At 31.3% G+C, this 2586-nt stretch carries 2 protein-coding genes; both read right to left on the reverse strand.

Annotated features, from left to right (window positions below; translation table 11 throughout):
- Positions 1-219: 219 nt before the first annotated feature.
- The gene (locus F564_RS0117505; RefSeq protein WP_084406835.1) at positions 220-1212 is read right to left on the reverse strand and encodes a T9SS type A sorting domain-containing protein; all 993 of its coding nucleotides are present in this window, start codon (positions 1210-1212) and stop codon (positions 220-222) included.
- 273 nt (positions 1213-1485) lie between these two features.
- Complete coding sequence (locus F564_RS0117510) at positions 1486-2433, reverse strand: alpha/beta hydrolase (RefSeq protein WP_154656921.1); 948 nt, start codon at positions 2431-2433, stop codon at positions 1486-1488.
- Between the last annotated feature and the right edge of the window lie 153 nt (positions 2434-2586).

Here is a 2586-nt window from a genome sequence, read left to right on the forward strand (position 1 = left end):
TGAATAATTTCCCAAGTAAATTTGCTCATTTTTAGTTGTAATTTCCGTTTGTTTTCTCTCTCGCTCGTAGCCTGACCGCTAACGTTTTGCGGCTTTGCGATGGTGCGGATTAATATAAAAACTCTTTCTATTATAAACTAAACTTCGGAAAATCTAAAACCTATAAACTTGGCGAAAATCCCGCACTATTGCAAAACCGCTGTTATCTGCTGTCTCTTTTTAATTTTTGATAAACTTCGTACTCAAATCTCCAACTTTGTATATGTAAATGCCTTTCGGTAAATTTTCAACATCTAGAGAGATTTTGTTTTCGGAGTCTGAAATTTTTTTGTTTAGAACGAGGTTTCCGCTTGTGTCATAAATTTCAATTTTATTTCCGCCGTTTTTGGGATTTATGACATACAATATTTTGTTTGTTGGAATAGGAAATATATTTAATTTGTTTTTTTCTTTACTTTCTGCAGTAGACATTTGTCCACAGTAATTACTGAACTTATCTCCGTTAAAAACAAAGTTGTCCAAGTATTCGGTTCCTCCCCATTTAGTCGCTGTCAATCTTACACCAAAATACGAACTTTTCGTTATTAATTGAACGTCATAAACATTTCCTTCGAGAGAACCCACACTCTGTGGAGTTGCATTACCTGCAACACCAATATCAAAAACTTCAGCTTTTACAAACGCTTGGTCGCCAAACGTTCCTCCAATTGGTTTGTATTGTGTTACTACCTTATACCAATGACCGTCAATTAAATTTGAAAGGTTTTTAGGGGTCATGTAATTGTTAAATACGTTAATTCTTAGATAATTTCTATCAAGATTAAATGCAACTGGATATTGGTATAAATCACCTCTTAAAGAAATTTCTAAGATATTATTTTGCGAGTTTGGATTAACTAATGCTGAATTATATTTGAATGAAATACTTGTTTCCATCGTATGATTTAGAACATTTTTGTAAGTTGAACAATATAAAATAAAATCGTTCAGACTTACACTATTTGGTGGAATTAATGCGCCACCGGTAATGCCTCCGTAATTTACTTGAGTTATAAAATTTGGCGTTGCATAAGCACCAAAAATAAATCTTTGGCTTAAGTCATTATTTGTTGAAGAAATATAATTATCAAAATTAACTTCCTCATTAACAATTTGTGACCACATTAAATTAGTAGCAAATAATGTTGCCGAAATAAATAAAACTTTTTTCATAATTTTTTAGTTTTCCCGATTCACTTCGCTGTGAAGTTAAGGACGTCGAATTGGAACTTTTTAATTAATTTCTCCCCGCCCGTAAAATTAAGTTTCAAAATATCGTTATTATGCGCAACCTTTGTTGAGATAGCAGATAACGGTCGCGTATTGGCGATGGGCGGGCTTTTTAGCAATACACTTCAATCGAAGAGCAAAATTTGAATATAGCTAAAATCTTCAATCGAAGACTACATCCCGCCTATTGCCAATACGATGTTGTGCGTTCGTTTCTTATTTCAATTTGAGTATAAGTTTTGTCCAGTTTTCGTCAACTAATGGTGCGTAATGGTCTCCGTCTTCGATTTTTATCAGAGTTTTATCTTTTGATTTTGAATTTTCATATATTTTTTCGGACATTGAAAAGGGCAGATTTTCGTCCTTTGTTCCGTGTAATAAAATTAACTTTCCAAAATAATTTTTAATGTTTTCTGAATTGTTTCCTTCCTTAGAAAATTCAGATTTTTCAATTTCCGAAAAATTGAAATATGGTTTTGCCCAAAATGGTGCTAAGCCAATGAAATAATCTGCAACATCATCAATATTTGATGCAGGTGCTAACAGTGCTAATTTTGGAATTTTATTATCTGTTGCTAATTTAGTTGCGAAAACAGTTCCTAAGGAATGTCCAACCACAAAATCGACTGAATTTATAGAATTTACGTTTTCATAGAATTTCTGATTAATTTTAAATTGAGTTAAAAAATTGGAATCGCCCTTTGAATAACCATTTCCATTATAAACAATCACATAAATTTTTACGCTGTCTTTCTTTGAAAGCTCTGTTAAGTCATCAAGCATATTAAAAATATTAAACTGATTGCCTAACATATATATACCTGCTTTTTTATAAGCCTTTGGTGTTATAGTATAAAATTCAGATTTAGAGTTTCTTTCAAATTCTTGAAATTTTCGTTTCAATATTGTTTGATTCAATTTGATTGAATCCTCTTTCGTAGATGAAATAAATTTATTCGCAGCGAAAACTATGGAGTCCTTTGTAATATACGTTAGATATTTTGCATCTAATTGATTAAATATATCTTTATTGTCATATTTTGTTGGCGTATAAAACATAGTTTCTTTAACAACATTTTTACTTCGTAAATAAGGAATTGAAAATAAGTATAAGGCAATTATTACAAATAAAATAATTCCTAAAATTTTTAATGTTTTCTTCATTTAGCTGTTTTTTTTTTCTTAAATATCGTTTATTTTATGCGGTTTGTTGAAATGACGCACAACGTTTTGCAGATTTGCGATGGGCGGGATTTTTACCACAAATGTTTATGCGGAGCACAAAACTTTCGGCTACCCCTAAACTGTCTGCGGAGA

Source organism: Epilithonimonas tenax DSM 16811 (assembly GCF_000428485.1).
Lineage (GTDB): Bacteria > Bacteroidota > Bacteroidia > Flavobacteriales > Weeksellaceae > Epilithonimonas > Epilithonimonas tenax.

Coding starts and splice junctions, on each gene's coding strand:
- F564_RS0117510 (WP_154656921.1), bottom strand. CDS start 2,433: ATGAAGAAAACATTAAAAATTTTAGGAATTATTTTATTTGTAATAATT.
- F564_RS0117505 (WP_084406835.1), bottom strand. CDS start 1,212: ATGAAAAAAGTTTTATTTATTTCGGCAACATTATTTGCTACTAATTTA.